Here is a 15,452-nt window from a genome sequence, read left to right as displayed (position 1 = left end):
TTTTTAATAATACTTAGACAGTAGCTTTAAAACACGTAGTATTTCGGCTACATTCATCGCAAACGACACTGCGCCACGTCCTTTGAAAGGCGGGTTCCCATCGAATAACTCGGGAATGGAACCAACACAGTGGCTTGTCATCTCGTCATCATAACTAATCAGTTGGCGTTCAACAAATGACAATCCGCTCATCTTATAAATTCGAAGATAAGCTTCCAGATAGAATCCCATCAACCAAGGCCAGGCCGTTCCCTGATGATAAGCATAATCGCGTTGTATCTGCGGACCTACATAGTTCGGATTATATCCGCCACTCTTCGGACTCAACGAACGAATTCCTTTCGGAGTGAGCAGCTCTTTGGTCACAATATCAAGCACCTGTTTCTTTTGTGCACGATCCAAAGGAGAATAATCAAACGCTACGGTAAATATCATGTTAGGACGTACACTCCAATCCATCATATTACCGTCTACATAATCAAGCAGATAACCATATTCGTTACGGAATACCTCGACAAAAGACTTTCCGGTTACTTCTGCCTGCGCATCAAGTTCATCCGCCAAGTATACGTCTCCTCCTTCGCGCACCAAATCAGCTATAAAACGCAACGCATTATACCACAACGCATTAAATTCAACAATATACCCCGTACGAGGAATCACCGGATGTCCGTTCACTGTAGAATTCATCCATGTAATCGCCTTATCCGTACCGTTGGCAAAAAGTAATCCATTATCATGCAAGAAAAGATTCTCATGTTTCCGCTGACGAATAAACTCCATTATATCTTTCAGAAGTTCTCCGTATTTCTGACGACATTGCTCACGAGAAGTTTCTTTTGCATATTGCTGCAAAGCCCAGACAGCCCAAAGCAAAACGTCAGGATGCTCCATTTCATAAATCTTGTAGCCTACTGGTTCTTCATTTATAAAATTGCGAATCGCCTTTTCCGCCGTTTTCATCACATCCTCAAACTGGTCGACCTCATCGAGTGCAAGCGTCAGTCCCGGCAGGGCAATGAACATATCACGTGCACGACATTTAAACCACGGATAACCGGCAAGAATATAATGTTCGTCTTCCTGCTGGTTATGGAACTGATGAGCGGAATTCTTCAGACAATGGTAAAAGCTATCACGAGGGGTACGATCAAGCACTTCAGCCTCAAATGTTTGTTTCAATCTACGGGGAGTCACTTCTGAAGTTCCGGCAGAGAATACGATGCTCTCCCCTTTCTTTATATCCACCTCAAAATAACCGGGAACATAAAGATCTTCATTGAAGTCATACCCACGCTCTTGTTCTTTCGGGTATTCAATACCCCGATACCAATCAGGCATGAAATGAAACTCACACTTTTTATTCAACTGCATATATAGTTCCGGATATCCGGGATACATACAGGTTTTAATACCATTTTCCACAAGTTGATACTCACGGCTTGCCTGCGCATTTTCATGTGTGTACTCACGTACACTCCTGAAAGCGAGGAATGGGCGGAAGCGCAAAGTCGTAGCCGAATGCGCATCCAGCAAAGTATAACGAATCAGGATTCTATTTTCATGATGTACAAAGATTTTTTCTTTGCGGAGGATAACACCTCCGACACGGTAAGTTGTTGCCGGGATATGCTCACAGTCAAACTCGCGGATATACTTGTGTCCATTAGGACTAAAGTTGTTTCCCTGATATTTGTGCAATCCCAAGTTAAACTCCGCACCGTGTTGAATTACCGTTTCATCAAGAGAAGATAGCAGCACATGATTTTCATCGTCGATATTGGGAACTGGAATTACCAACAGGCCGTGATATTTGCGTGTGTTACAATCAACAATCGTCGTACAATGATAAGCTCCTGCTTTGTTCGTCCGGAGGATTTCTCTTTGAAGAGACTCTTCCAGATTCGTCATGAGGGTCTTGTCAAATCGTAAATAACTCATAGTTGTGCATTATTAAAGGTTAATTTATTGGTCATTATATCGTATATCTATTTATTGTTACATACCGCACATATGGGCTGTAGCATCATATACAACGGGTATAACGCCCAAATGTACAAATTATAGATAAAAACAAAAATAAAAAGGCTTTTTATTTTCAGATTTTGTGCAAATATTCGTAGTATTGCGTAAAATATCTAAAGAAAAGAATGTCATGAAGCAAGATATTCAGCGTATCATGCTAGCTGCAGCAAAGCCTTTGTTTCTTATTTTTATTCTCTATATACTCAAGATTTTGGAAGTCGGGATGGACTGGGACTTCTCTCGCTTGGGAGTATATCCTATGGAGAAACGAGGTCTGGTAGGTATTTTAACTCACCCGCTGATACACAGCGGGTTCAGTCATTTACTGACAAATACAATCCCTTTATTCTTCTTGTCATGGTGTCTTTTTTACTTTTACCGGGGAATAGCCGATAAAATTTTTATTCTCATTTGGCTCGGAAGCGGGCTACTTACTTTTCTTATTGGAAAACCAGGATGGCACATCGGTGCCAGCGGACTGATTTATGGGATTGCTTTCTTTCTCTTTTTCAGTGGTATTCTCCGCAAATATATTCCACTCATTGCCATCTCTTTACTTGTCACCTTTTTATATGGAGGGATTATATGGCATATGTTTCCTTATTTCTCCCCCACCAATATGTCGTGGGAAGGACATCTTAGCGGAGGAATTATGGGAACACTCTGTGCTTTCGTTTTCGTAAATCACGGACCGCAACGACCGGAACCTTTTGCGGACGAAATGGAAGAGGAAGAAAATACAGAAGAAGAAACAGCAGCAGAAGAAGAAGAAAAAGAAACGTTATAAATGCCAACTCGTGCCACCACATTGGCACACTTGTGACATCAAAGTGGCACGATTGTGACAAAGACATGTCACAGTTGTGCCAACACGATGGCACAACCGATACAATAGCTTTCAATTTAATAAGAAAATCAAGACTGATGCAATGCCTCAATCAATAACGTTATATTTGCCGTAAACAATCTTACAGATATAGCCAACAAGATGATACCGAAGAACTTACGAATAATATAAATACCTCCTTTTCCCAGGAAACGTTCTACACGACCGGTCATACTCACTACAAAGTAAACCCAGATCATATTCAAGACTAAAGCTATAATGATATTAACACTGGCATATTCTGCCCGGAGAGAAAGCAAAGTTGTGAAAGCTCCGGCACCTGCCAACAGAGGAAAGACAAGCGGCACCAAAGTTGCTTCTTTGATAGGACCCTGGTTCTTGAAAATCTCAATATCCAGAATCATCTCCAAAGACATAAGGAAAATGACAAATGCACCGGCTACTGCAAACGATTCAATATCTACATGGAAGAGTTTCAGCATCATATCTCCCGCATAGAAGAATCCGATCAGCAAAGCAAAAGAGATGACAGTAGCTTTCATTGCATTCACATCTTTCCCTTTTTCTTTCAGGTTAATTATAATAGGTATAGAGCCGATAATGTCTATCACGGCAAAAAGTACGATAAACGCACTAATCATCTGCTGCCAATTGAAGCCTGCGAACATAATTCCCTCCTTTTTTTCTGCAAATATACTCTATTTTTATGCATTCAAACAATAAAAAAAACAAAAAGAACGGTCGGATGTTGACAGCAGTATTGTATTATGAGTAAATTTGTACGATTAACAAGAGATTACAACATATGGAAACAATGTTCGACACTTTGCTCCAATTGCCTTTATTTCAAGGTCTTTGTCATGAAGATTTCACAAGTATTCTGGATAAGGTCAAGCTACACTTTATCAAGCATAAAGTGGGAGAAACTATCATAGAGAGTGGTAGTCCGTGTAAACAACTCTGCTTCCTGTTAAAAGGAGAGGTTTCTATCGTCACAAGTTCCAAAGAAAATATATACACCGTCATCGAACAGATGGAAGCACCTTATCTGCTGGAACCACAGTCGTTGTTTGGCATGAATACCAATTACACTTCTGCTTATGTAGCACATACGGAAGCACATACAGTGAGTATCAGCAAAGCATTCGTACTTAGCGATCTGTTCAAATATGAAATATTCCGGCTGAACTATATGAACATCGTAAGTAACCGGGCACAAAATCTTTACTCACGTTTATGGGAAGAGCCGACACAGGATTTAAGAGAGAAAATCATTCGCTTTTTCCTGTTACATTGTGAAAAGGCGCAGGGAGAAAAGATATTCAAAGTAAAAATGGACGACCTTGCCCGTTACTTAGATGATACCCGGTTAAATACATCGAAAGCACTCAACGAGCTACAAGACAAAGGATTATTAGAGTTACGCCGGAAAGAGATTCTTATTCCGGACGCACAAAAGCTGGTAAGCGAGTAGATACAGATTAAGCAATCAAAAAAGAAACTATCCATCATAAAAATAGCCTCAACAGTAATTTCCGTTGAGGCTATTTTTATGATGGATAATGTTATTATTCCCATTCAATGGTTGCTGGCGGCTTGGAACTGATATCATAGGTTACACGGTTCACTCCTTTCACCTTATTAATAATATCATTCGATACCTTACCCATAAATTCATAAGGTAAATGTGCCCAATCAGCCGTCATGGCATCTGTAGATGTCACAGCACGCAAAGCAACCGCTCTTTCATAAGTACGTTCATCTCCCATTACGCCCACAGACTGTACCGGCAACAAGATAACTCCTGCCTGCCATACTTTATCATACAATCCCCAGTCACGCAATCCCTGGATAAAGATATCGTCAGCATCCTGCAGAATACGTACTTTTTCAGGAGTAATATCTCCCAAAATACGCACTGCCAGTCCCGGTCCCGGGAACGGATGACGAGTAATCAGATGCTCCGGCATACCCAGCTCACGACCTACCCGGCGCACTTCATCCTTAAATAACAAACGAAGCGGTTCACACAACTTCAGATTCATCTTTTCAGGAAGACCACCTACATTATGATGGCTCTTTATCACTGTGCCCGTAATAGACAATGACTCAATACAATCCGGATAAATAGTACCCTGCGCCAACCATTTCACGTCTTTTATCTTGTGAGCCTCCACATCAAATACATCGATGAAGCCCTTACCTATAATCTTACGCTTACTTTCCGGTTCAGCCACACCAGCCAGTTCTGCGAAGAACTTTGCGCTGGCATCAACGCCAATCACATTCAGACCGAGACACTCGTAATCCTTCATCACATTCTTGAACTCATTCTTACGTAGCATACCGTGATCTACAAAGATACAAGTCAAATTCTTACCGATAGCCTTGTTTAACAACACTGCTGCAACTGAAGAATCAACTCCGCCACTCAAACCGAGAACGACTTTATCATCCCCCAACTGCGCTTTCAGCTCGGCAACCGTACTTTCAATGAAAGAAGCCGGCGACCAGTCTTGTTTGCAACCGCAAACATCTACTACAAAGTTCTTCAGGATTTGAGTTCCGTCTTCACTATGGAATACTTCCGGATGGAATTGAACACCCCACACTTGCTCACCTTCTACCTGATAAGCAGCAATCTCTACTTTATCTGTTGAAGCTATTTTCTTGAAATTATCAGGAATAGCAGTAATCGTATCTCCATGACTCATCCATACCTGCGATCCATCACGTACACCTTTAAATAGCACATTATCTTTGCAGAAAGAAGCCAAGTGAGCACGTCCATATTCGCGTGTTCCGGCTGGTTCCACTTTTCCGCCATTGGTGTATGACATAAATTGTGCACCATAACAAATACCCAATATCGGATATTTACCACGAATTTCACTCAAATCTACTTTGAAAGCATCTTTATCGTAAACCGAGAAAGGACTTCCGGAGAGAATGACTCCTTTAATAGTAGGGTCTTCTTTAGGAAATTTGTTATAAGGAACAATTTCACAATACGTATCCAATTCACGTACACGACGGCCTATAAGCTGTGTTGTCTGCGAACCGAAATCAAGAATTATTATTTTTTCCTGCATATCAATGGTTGGATTTTGAATAAATTGAGTTGCAAAAGTAGAAAAAAGTACGCAATCTATATTAATAATGAAGAGAAAAATAAAGGAGATTCACAAGTTTATACTTGGAATCTCCTTTATTTTAATTAGAATCAACTATTCTTTTCTTTCAGCAAATCGCGTATCTCCGTCAACAAGACTTCTTCCTTCGTTGGTGCAGGAGGAGCCGGAGGAGTAGCTGGCACTTCTGCCTGTTTTTTAGTTGTCAGTTTCGTAATCAACCGTATAAATAAGAATATAGCAAAAGCAATAATCAGAAAATCAAAGGTGGCTTGCAGAAACTGACCATAATCCAATGTCACGGCCGGAGCTATCTCTTTACCGTCAGCACCGATCTCTGCCGCTTTCATCACCCATTTCAAATCCGTAAAGTTCACACCGCCAACCAGTAAACCAATCGGAGGCATAATAACATTAGCAACCAATGATGATACGATTTTTCCAAACGCACCACCAATAACTACACCGACAGCCATGTCTATGACGTTACCTTTCATGGCAAACGCCTTAAAGTCCTGTAAAAATGTGCTCTTTCCCATCTTTTTTCAATATTTAATGTGAATTTAATATGCGAATATAAAAACATTTTTGTAATTTTGCACCGCATTTGAAAATAAAACAAGTGCGCAGGTCGAGAGATATTTGAACAAATATTATAAAACCCTTAAAAGTTTAAACAAAATGATTAAAGTAGGTATTAATGGATTCGGACGTATCGGACGTTTCGTTTTCCGCGCTGCAATGGAGAGAAACGATATTCAAATCGTAGGTATCAATGACCTTTGCCCGGTTGATTACTTGGCTTACATGCTGAAGTATGACACGATGCACGGACAGTTCAACGGTACTATCGAAGCAGATGTTGAAAACAGCAAACTGATCGTTAACGGTCAAGCTATCCGTATCACAGCTGAAAGAAATCCGGCTGACTTGAAATGGAATGAAGTAGGTGCAGAATACGTTGTTGAATCTACAGGTTTGTTCTTGAGCAAAGACAAAGCTCAGGCTCACATCGAAGCTGGTGCAAAATATGTTGTAATGTCAGCTCCTTCTAAAGATGACACTCCGATGTTCGTTTGCGGTGTAAACGAAAAAACATATGTAAAAGGTACTCAATTCGTATCTAACGCTTCTTGTACTACTAACTGTTTGGCTCCTATCGCTAAAGTATTGAACGACAAGTTCGGTATCCTTGACGGTTTGATGACTACAGTTCACTCTACAACTGCTACTCAGAAAACAGTTGACGGTCCTTCTATGAAAGACTGGAGAGGTGGTCGTGCTGCTTCTGGCAACATCATTCCTTCTTCTACTGGTGCTGCTAAAGCTGTAGGTAAAGTAATCCCTGCATTGAACGGCAAATTGACTGGTATGTCTATGCGTGTTCCGACTTTGGACGTATCTGTAGTTGACTTGACAGTTAACTTGGCTAAACCGGCTACTTACGCTGAAATCTGCGCTGCAATGAAAGAAGCTTCTGAAGGCGAATTGAAAGGTATCCTGGGTTACACTGAAGATGCAGTAGTTTCTTCTGACTTCCTGGGTGACGCTCGTACTTCTATCTTCGACGCTAAAGCAGGTATCGCTCTGACTGATACTTTCGTTAAAGTTGTATCTTGGTATGACAACGAAATCGGTTACTCTAACAAAGTTCTTGACTTGATCGCTCACATGGCATCAGTTAACGCTTAATTAGAAGCCTGAACAATATAGAAACCGCTGCGGGAAACCGTAGCGGTTTTTTTATACATTTCATTTTATATATTGTTAAAAAGCAACGTGTTATCCGTTGAATAAGCTACAATTTTAGTAGCTTTGTAACTCTATGGAGAGATTATTAATAACATTGATACTAGTTTGCACTATGAACAATATAACAAATGCCCAGAATCCTTTCTACGGGCAATACCATACGCCGCACGAAACCGTGCCGTTTGACCGGATTGAAACTGAACATTATGAGCCTGCTATCCTCGAAGGAATCAAGCTACAAAATACTGAAATAGAGGCCATTATACAGAATCCGGAAAAGGCTGATTTTACCAATACGATAGAAGCTTTCGAAGAGTCAGGGGAATTACTGGACAAAGTAGTTGCCGTCTTCGGTAATATGTTGAGCGCAGAAACGAATGACGATCTACAAGAACTCGCTCAAAAGATTATGCCGTTGCTTAGTGAACACAGCAATAATATCACACTGAACGAAAAGCTATTCGCACGTGTGAAGGAAGTGTATAACCAAAAAGAGACTTTGCAACTGACACAGGAACAAAAACAGTTACTGGAAAATGCATATAACAGTTTTATTCGTCATGGCGCCAATTTAGAAGGAGAAGCACGGGAAGAATACCGTCGTCTGACTACCGAATTGAGTAAATTGACGCTTACCTTCAGTGAAAACAACCTGAAAGAGACGAATGCTTATCAAATGCTGTTAACGAAAAAAGAGAGCCTCGCCGGACTACCTGAAATTATCATAGAAGCAGCTGCAGAAACGGCCAAGAACGAAGAAAAAGAAGGATGGGCATTCACACTTCACGCTCCGAGCTATATTCCTTTCATGACGTATTCTGACAATCGGGATTTACGTCAAAAACTCTATATGGCTTATAATACCAAATGTACACACGATAACGAATTCAATAATATCGACATCGTAAAAAAGATAGCCAATACACGCATGAAAATAGCCCAGTTACTGGGATACAAAGATTATGCGGAATATACGCTAAAGAAAAGAATGGCTGAAAACAGCAAGTCGGTATACAAGCTGCTCAACCAACTGCTGGAAGCATACACTCCTACTGCACAACAAGAATATAAAGAGATACAAGAACTGGCTCGCAAAGAACAGGGAGCTGATTTCGTTGTCATGCCTTGGGACTGGAGTTATTATTCAAATAAACTAAAGGACAAAAAATTCAATATCAACGAAGAAATGCTCCGCCCTTACTTCGAACTGGAACAAGTGAAGAAAGGAGTGTTTGGCTTGGCAGAAAAGTTATATGGAATCACTTTCCGGAAAAATACAGAAATTCCGGTTTACCATAAAGAGGTGGAAGCCTTTGAAGTGTTTGATAAAGACGGTAAATTTTTAGCCGTCTTATACACCGATTTCCATCCGCGTCCGGGAAAGCGGGCCGGAGCCTGGATGACGAGTTATAAGGACCAATGGATAGATAAAAAGACCGGTAAAAACAGCCGCCCTCATGTATCCGTTGTGATGAACTTCACCAAGCCAACCGAGAATAAGCCCGCTTTATTGACTTTCAATGAAGTAGAAACATTCTTGCATGAGTTCGGGCATAGTCTGCACGGTATGTTTGCCAATTCTACTTACAGGAGTTTAAGTGGAACCAATGTATATTGGGATTTCGTGGAGCTTCCCTCGCAAATTATGGAAAATTTCGCCATAGAGAAAGATTTCCTCAATACCTTTGCCCGCCATTATCAGACGGGAGAAGTATTGCCGGATGAATTGATAAAACGCCTTGTAGATGCATCAAACTTCAATGTTGCGTATGCTTGTCTACGACAAATAAGTTTCGGTTTACTTGATATGGCATGGTATACGCGCAACACTCCTTTTGAAGGAGATGTGAAAGCTTATGAACAAGAAGCCTGGAAGGATGCGCAAATATTGCCGGTAGTACAAGAAGCTTGTATGAGTACGCAATTCTCCCACATCTTTGTCGGTGGATATGCCGCCGGATACTATAGCTACAAATGGGCGGAAGTATTGGATGCCGACGCATTTTCATTATTCAAGCAAAAAGGGATATTCAATCAGGAAGTGGCAGACTCATTCCGCAATAATATTCTGTCGAAAGGAGGAACGGAACATCCGATGATACTTTATAAACGTTTCCGCGGACAGGAACCGAGCATTGATGCTTTGCTAATCAGAAATGGGATAAAGAAATAAGTAGTAAATATTAAGTTATTAGATATTAAATATGAAGAGAAGTATATTTCAAATAGTAGGATTGCTTTTATTGCTTCCTTTATTTTCAGGGTGTAATGATTCGGACGATGTAGCTGCTATCTTTACAGGAAAAACCTGGAAACTAAATTATATCACAGTAGATGGAGGTCATGAGATGTTTGGCTTTTGGGAGAATGAAGAACAAGAGAAAGCAAGTATTAAAGAGCTTAATAAGAACGGTACATATAATATTGTATTTGATGGCACAGTAGATGGAGATGTTATTAACGGAAATATAAAAGGAACTGTAATTGCAACCAGTACTTTTGAAGGAAAATGGAATGCCAACGCCAAAAACAATAGCTTCAAAGCTACAGTTACCACTGCAGGTAGTTATGGCGACGACAAACTCGCCAAAAATTTTATAGAGGGGCTTAATGCAGCTACATCTTACGAAGGAGATAGTAATAACTTATACCTTTTATACAAACCGGCATCCGGTAAACAAACTTTCCGTATGGTTTTCCGGGTAGTAAGCAGTAAATAGTAAACAACATGGACACTGAAAAGAAACAATTAGAACTTGACAAACGTTATATACGTATGGCCAGTATATGGGCTGAAAATTCCTATTGTCAACGCCGTAAAGTAGGAGCTTTAATTGTTAAGGATAAAATGATTATCTCCGACGGATATAATGGAACACCTTCCGGATTCGAGAATGTATGTGAAGATGAAAACAACCTGACAAAACCATACGTTCTGCATGCGGAAGCCAATGCCATTACCAAAATAGCGCGTTCAAATAACAGTAGCGACGGTGCTACCATGTACGTCACCGCCTCTCCTTGCATCGAATGTGCAAAGTTAATCATACAGGCAGGAATCAAACGGGTAGTTTATTCCGAGCATTACCGCCTGGAAGATGGAATAGAGTTATTAAAACGGGCGGGAATCGAAGTTATCTACACAGAGTTAGATGATAATTCCTCTCCAAATAAATAAGAAGACGAACGTTTTAAAAAAGGAATAGACATGAGTACAAAAAACTCTTCACGTTTTACACCTGTCATCATAGCAGTCAGTGTGGTAGTCGGGATTCTTATCGGTACATTTTATGCCAAGCATTTTGCCGGCAACCGTTTGGGTATCATTAATGGTTCCTCCAATAAGCTAAACGCTTTGTTACGCATTGTAGACGATCAATATGTCGACACCGTAAACATGGCCGATTTGGTAGAAAAAGCCATGCCGCAAATTCTAGCCGAACTGGATCCGCATTCAACTTATATCCCAGCCCAAAATCTCGAAGAAGTCAACTCTGAACTGGAAGGCAGCTTCAGCGGAATTGGTATCCAGTTTACCATACAGAATGACACCATTCATGTCAATGCTGTTGTTCAGGGAGGTCCTTCTGAAAAGATAGGATTAATGGCGGGCGACCGTATTGTTACTGTAGACGATAGCTTGTTTGTCGGCAAGAAAGTAACGAACGAACGGGCTATGCGCACCTTGAAAGGTCCGAAAGGCTCACAGGTAAAATTGGGAATCAAACGAACAGGAGAAAAGGACTTATTACACTTCAACATCACACGTGGAGACATTCCTCAAAATACCGTAGATGCTGCTTACATGGTGAACGACGATATCGGTTATGTGAAAGTCAGCAAATTCGGACGTACCAGCCATGTAGAATTGCTTAATGCATTAGCACAACTCAACCACAAAAAATGCAAAGGTCTAATCATTGACCTGCGCGGTAATACCGGAGGATATATGGAAGCTGCCATCCGCATGGTAAATGAATTCTTGCCTGAAGGCAAGTTGATCGTATATACTCAAGGTCGTAAATATCCACGTGCAGAAGAATTTGCCAACGGTACGGGTAGTTGTCAGAAAATGCCGCTCGTTGTATTGATTGACGAAGGTTCTGCTTCCGCCAGTGAAATTTTCACCGGAGCTATTCAAGATAACGACCGGGGTACAGTTGTAGGACGCCGTTCTTTCGGTAAGGGACTTGTGCAACAGCCTATCGATTTCAGTGACGGATCGGCTATCCGCCTGACAATCGCCCGCTACTACACCCCATCCGGACGTTGCATCCAACGCCCATACGAAAGTGGTAAAGATCGTAACTACGAGCTGGATTTATACACCCGTTACGAACATGGAGAATTTTTCTCACGTGATAGTATCAAGCAGAATGAGAGCGAACGTTATAATACCAGCTTAGGACGTACTGTGTATGGCGGTGGTGGTATCATGCCGGATATATTCGTACCGCAGGATACAACGGGAGTCACTTCTTATCTATCGACAGTTATTAACCGGGGACTGACTATTCAGTTCACATTCCAATACACCGACAATAACCGGAAGAAGTTAAGCCAATACGAAACTGAGGAAGAATTACTGAACTATCTTCGTCATCAAGGTTTGGTGGAACAGTTTGTCCGTTTTGCCGACAGTAAAGGAGTGAAAAGAAGAAATATCCTCATTCAGAAATCATACAAACTATTGGAAAAGAACCTCTTTGGCAACATCATCTACAATATGCTTGGACTGGAAGCCTATCTCCAATACTTCAACAAGACAGATGCTACTGTCATTAAAGGTATTGAGATACTTGAAAAAGGAGAAGCTTTCCCCAAAGCTCCGGTAGCCGTTGAAGAAGAAGTGACGAAGGATAAAAAAGATGGAAAGAAAAAAAGAACTGCGCAAGCATATAGCATTACTGAAGACCCAACACGCGGATTCAACTATGCGAAAGCTGCAATCAGCTAATATACTTGCCGCCCTTGAAGCCCATCCGGCTTTCAGGGCGGCAAATACTGTATTACTATACCATTCGCTGAATGACGAAGTAGATACACATGCCTTTATTCAAAAATGGAGTAGCGAAAAACGGATTCTACTCCCTGTAGTAGTAGGCGATGATTTAGAACTACGGATATACACGGGACCGGAAGACATGTCAATCAGCGGCATCTACGGTATAGCAGAACCAACCGGAGAAATATTCACAGACTATGCAGCCATAGAGTTCATCGTCGTTCCCGGAGTAGCTTTCGATGCTAAAGGTAACCGTTTGGGGCGGGGAAAAGGATATTATGACCGTCTCCTGCCACGCATACCATCAGCCTATAAAGCAGGAATCTGTTTCCCATTTCAATTAGTAGAAGAAGTTCCGGCGGAATCATTCGACATCCGCATGGATATAATCATAACAATCAATGAAGACGAATTATCACACCCACACCACCCGCTGCCATCATGCGACAGGGAGTGACGAAGAATTTGTTTTAAGTGCCATCAAAGGCGGCTATCAAGAATTAGGCTTTTCTGACCACACTCCGTGGAAATATCACACTGATTATATATCCGACATCCGGATGCTTCCCGAAGAGTTACCGGGATATGTGGAAAGTATCCGTTCGCTGCAAGAGAAATATAAAAATCAAATCAGCATAAAAATAGGATTGGAATGCGAATACTTTCCTGAATACATACACTGGTTAAAAGGAATCATCAAAGAATATAAACTGGACTATATCATCTTTGGAAATCACCATTTTCACACAGATGAGAAGTTCCCCTACTTCGGCCGGAATACAGATTCGGTAGACATGCTCGAACTCTATGAAGAGAGTGCTATTGAAGGAATGGAAAGCGGACTATTTGCCTACCTTGCCCATCCGGATTTATTTATGCGTTCTTACCCCGAGTTCGATCGTCATTGTAAGCTAGTCAGCAGACATATCTGCCGGACGGCAGTACGGTTAAACTTACCGTTGGAATATAATATCGGATATGAAGAGTACAATGATATTCATGGCATTACTACCATTCCTCATCCGGATTTCTGGAAAATAGCCGCCCATGAAGGTTGCACCGCTATCATCGGCGTAGATGCCCATAACAATCAATATTTGGAAAATCCTTTTTATTACAACCGTGCAACCAAAACACTCCGGAAGCTAGGTATAAAGGTTATAGACAGAATATCTTTCTTCAACGAAAAATAATATTTGTAATTACGGTAGCTCCGACTCTCTGATTCAGCGTGCGCACCAATACCTCACGCCCCATCATCAATTCCTGACGAAGAGCTGCGGAAGTCAGATGCACATATAATGTCTGATTACGAATATAAAGATTGCTGGTATAAGCCGCCGCCGGTCCCAAGATTTGAGGCCAGGCGTCCAGTAGTCTTTGTTCGTTCAGCGGAGATTCCAAACTCTCCTGACGAAGAAACTGTTGAATCAGTTTTCCTATTTGTTCGGCATCATTGCGCTTCATTATCAGCCTCCGTTTCTTGAATTGTGCCCTCTTCTACACGAAATATTTTATAATCGCTGCCTACCTTATGTAAAATACGGTCGAGATGTCCCCGGTTCGTGTCCGTTATAAATATCTGCCCGAAATTGTCTCCAGCCACCAGCTTCACTATTTGCTCTACACGGGAAGCATCCAACTTATCGAAAATATCATCTAATAATAATAAAGGAACAGTCCGGCCGGTACGCTTCAAGAAATCAAACTGCGCCAGTTTCAATGCTACCAGATACGTTTTGTTCTGTCCCTGCGAACCTTCTTTCTTTATCGGGAATTCACCCAACAACATATTCAACTCATCTTTATGAATCCCACGCAAAGAGAATCCCATTATCTTATCCCTCTCCCTGCTTTGCTTCAACACTTCCAACAAAGAAGCATCTCGCGCATGAGACTCATAAGATAATCCCACCACCTCTTTATCCTGCGAGATAAAGGAATAGAAAGATTGGAAAATAGGAATAAACTCCCGGATAAACGCTTCACGTTTCTGGAATACGATTGCACCGGCTTGCGCCATCATCTCCTCCCATACAAGAAACAGCTCCTCCTCCACCGGAAACTCACTCTTCAACAATGTGTTACGCTGCGCCAATACTTTATTATACCGTATCAGCGCTTCAAGATATTCCTTATCATACTGCGAAATCACTACATCCATAAACCGGCGACGCTCCTCACTTCCCCCGGCTATCAATTCGGAATCGGCAGGTGAAACCATCACCAAAGGCAGAAAACCGATGTGGTCCGAAAAACGGCTATATTCTTTCTTATTCCGCTTAAATTGTTTCTTCGAACGGCGTTTCATCCCACAATAAATCTCTTCAGGAGTTCCGTCCTCCGCTTCATAAAAGCCCTGAATCACGAAAAAGTCTTGTTCATGACGAATATTTTGAGAATCAATCGGGTTTCCGGAGCTCTTACAGAAAGACAAGAAATACACCGCATCCAGCAAATTCGTCTTTCCCATTCCATTCAGTCCGAAAAAACAATTCAGCTTAGCAGAGAATCCCAGTTCTACCTCTTCCAGATTCTTATAGTTTAATATGGATATTCGTTTCAGTATCATTGTGTACACGTTAATTTGTTCACAAAAGTAGCAAGATTTTCGTGGTTTTCGGGTGTAAAACAAAAAAAGATGCTTCTAAATTTCGTTTGTAGATATAAAAAAACTACTTTTGCGAGTCGA

15 protein-coding genes are annotated in these 15,452 nt (G+C 41.3%); 9 read left to right on the top strand and 6 right to left on the bottom strand.

Translation table 11 applies throughout. The features are described 5' to 3' along the window. Nucleotides 1–3: 3 nt before the first annotated feature. Nucleotides 4–1,941 carry a glycogen debranching enzyme N-terminal domain-containing protein gene (locus tag NQ505_RS11440; RefSeq protein ID WP_004301783.1) on the bottom strand — a complete coding sequence of 646 codons (1,938 nt, stop codon included), beginning with the start codon at nt 1,939–1,941 and terminating at the stop codon, nt 4–6. A 214-nt stretch (nt 1,942–2,155) separates the two neighbouring features. Between NQ505_RS11440 and NQ505_RS11435 the strand changes: the two genes are divergently transcribed. After that, a complete protein-coding gene (locus NQ505_RS11435; RefSeq protein ID WP_009000522.1) occupies nt 2,156–2,812 on the top strand; it encodes a rhomboid family intramembrane serine protease in 657 nt (218 codons plus the stop codon). A 128-nt stretch (nt 2,813–2,940) separates the two neighbouring features. On the opposite strand, the gene NQ505_RS11430 is transcribed toward NQ505_RS11435, so the two are convergent. Next, complete coding sequence (locus NQ505_RS11430) at nt 2,941–3,540, bottom strand: MarC family protein (RefSeq protein WP_009000521.1); 600 nt, start codon at nt 3,538–3,540, stop codon at nt 2,941–2,943. Nucleotides 3,541–3,677: 137 nt separating this feature from the next. Between NQ505_RS11430 and NQ505_RS11425 the strand changes: the two genes are divergently transcribed. Then, entirely contained in the window at nt 3,678–4,346 is a 669-nt protein-coding gene (locus tag NQ505_RS11425; RefSeq protein WP_004301780.1) for a Crp/Fnr family transcriptional regulator, read from the top strand. 94 nt (nt 4,347–4,440) lie between these two features. Here the strand turns inward: NQ505_RS11425 and guaA are convergent, their stop codons facing one another. Then, nucleotides 4,441–5,964: a glutamine-hydrolyzing GMP synthase gene (gene guaA, locus NQ505_RS11420; RefSeq protein ID WP_004301779.1), complete on the bottom strand. Its 1,524-nt coding sequence runs from the start codon at nt 5,962–5,964 to the stop codon at nt 4,441–4,443. A 131-nt stretch (nt 5,965–6,095) separates the two neighbouring features. Next, nucleotides 6,096–6,542: a large-conductance mechanosensitive channel protein MscL gene (mscL, locus tag NQ505_RS11415; protein ID WP_004301777.1), complete on the bottom strand. Its 447-nt coding sequence runs from the start codon at nt 6,540–6,542 to the stop codon at nt 6,096–6,098. A 142-nt stretch (nt 6,543–6,684) separates the two neighbouring features. On the opposite strand from mscL, the gene gap reads away from it, so the two are divergent. From gap to NQ505_RS11380, 7 genes are all read left to right on the top strand, one after another. Beyond that, nucleotides 6,685–7,695 (top strand): type I glyceraldehyde-3-phosphate dehydrogenase, encoded by a 1,011-nt coding sequence (gap, locus tag NQ505_RS11410; protein WP_004301776.1) that lies wholly within the window; start codon nt 6,685–6,687, stop codon nt 7,693–7,695. A gap of 172 nt (nt 7,696–7,867) precedes the next feature. After that, entirely contained in the window at nt 7,868–9,928 is a 2,061-nt protein-coding gene (locus tag NQ505_RS11405; RefSeq protein WP_032853815.1) for a M3 family metallopeptidase, read from the top strand. A gap of 31 nt (nt 9,929–9,959) precedes the next feature. Continuing rightward, nucleotides 9,960–10,475: a DUF4847 family protein gene (locus NQ505_RS11400; RefSeq protein WP_004301774.1), complete on the top strand. Its 516-nt coding sequence runs from the start codon at nt 9,960–9,962 to the stop codon at nt 10,473–10,475. An 8-nt stretch (nt 10,476–10,483) separates the two neighbouring features. Next, nucleotides 10,484–10,933 (top strand): dCMP deaminase family protein, encoded by a 450-nt coding sequence (locus tag NQ505_RS11395; RefSeq protein WP_004301773.1) that lies wholly within the window; start codon nt 10,484–10,486, stop codon nt 10,931–10,933. Between the two features lie 30 nt (nt 10,934–10,963). Beyond that, the gene (locus NQ505_RS11390) at nt 10,964–12,712 is read left to right on the top strand and encodes a S41 family peptidase (protein WP_004301772.1); all 1,749 of its coding nucleotides are present in this window, start codon (nt 10,964–10,966) and stop codon (nt 12,710–12,712) included. Further along, on the top strand, nt 12,690–13,217 hold the full coding sequence (locus NQ505_RS11385; protein WP_004301771.1) for a 5-formyltetrahydrofolate cyclo-ligase: 528 nt from the start codon (nt 12,690–12,692) through the stop codon (nt 13,215–13,217). The genes NQ505_RS11390 and NQ505_RS11385 overlap by 23 nt, the downstream gene beginning before the upstream one ends. Continuing rightward, nucleotides 13,162–13,953, top strand: coding sequence for a histidinol-phosphatase (locus NQ505_RS11380; protein WP_009000519.1), 792 nt, complete (start codon nt 13,162–13,164; stop codon nt 13,951–13,953). The genes NQ505_RS11385 and NQ505_RS11380 overlap by 56 nt, the downstream gene beginning before the upstream one ends. Here NQ505_RS11380 and NQ505_RS11375 read toward each other — a convergent pair. Continuing rightward, nucleotides 13,940–14,227 carry a DUF721 domain-containing protein gene (locus tag NQ505_RS11375; protein WP_004301769.1) on the bottom strand — a complete coding sequence of 96 codons (288 nt, stop codon included), beginning with the start codon at nt 14,225–14,227 and terminating at the stop codon, nt 13,940–13,942. The genes NQ505_RS11380 and NQ505_RS11375 overlap by 14 nt on opposite strands. Further along, on the bottom strand, nt 14,214–15,332 hold the full coding sequence (recF, locus tag NQ505_RS11370) for a DNA replication/repair protein RecF (protein WP_004301768.1): 1,119 nt from the start codon (nt 15,330–15,332) through the stop codon (nt 14,214–14,216). Before recF ends, NQ505_RS11375 begins: the two co-directional genes overlap by 14 nt. Nucleotides 15,333–15,452: the final 120 nt, after the last annotated feature.

The sequence above is a fragment of the Bacteroides sp. D2 genome (assembly GCF_025147085.1).
Taxonomy (GTDB): Bacteria; Bacteroidota; Bacteroidia; order Bacteroidales; family Bacteroidaceae; genus Bacteroides.
Note: the sequence above shows the minus strand (reverse complement) of the source record. Positions and strands in the feature narration are given on the sequence as shown.